Origin of the sequence: Lactobacillus sp. UMNPBX1, assembly GCF_002554085.1 — a bacterium.
Classification (GTDB): domain Bacteria; phylum Bacillota; class Bacilli; order Lactobacillales; family Lactobacillaceae; genus Lactobacillus; species Lactobacillus crispatus.
In genome coordinates, this window is the sequence record NZ_PCZI01000089.1 from 1 (window position 1) to 255 (window position 255).

Here is a 255-nt window from a genome sequence, read left to right on the forward strand (position 1 = left end):
GATTGTCTCGGTTTTTTGCTTGGATTATATTCAGTTTTCAATGTACTAGCTCTTTGATCCTTTTTCTGGATCAATGGAGGCTAACGGGTTCGAACCGATGACCTCCTGCGTGCAAAGCAGGTGCTCTCCCAACTGAGCTAAGCCCCCAGAGTATTTTATTTTCGGCCAGACATAACTTTAACTCTTTTTCTTCGTTATGTCAATGGGCCTAAATGGACTTGAACCATCGACCTCACGCTTATCAGGCGTGCGCTC

1 tRNA gene is annotated in these 255 nt (G+C 45.1%); it reads right to left on the reverse strand.

The features are described 5' to 3' along the window. Positions 1-74: 74 nt before the first annotated feature. Positions 75-147 (reverse strand) — tRNA-Ala (locus CP352_RS10935). Positions 148-255 lie beyond the last annotated feature (108 nt).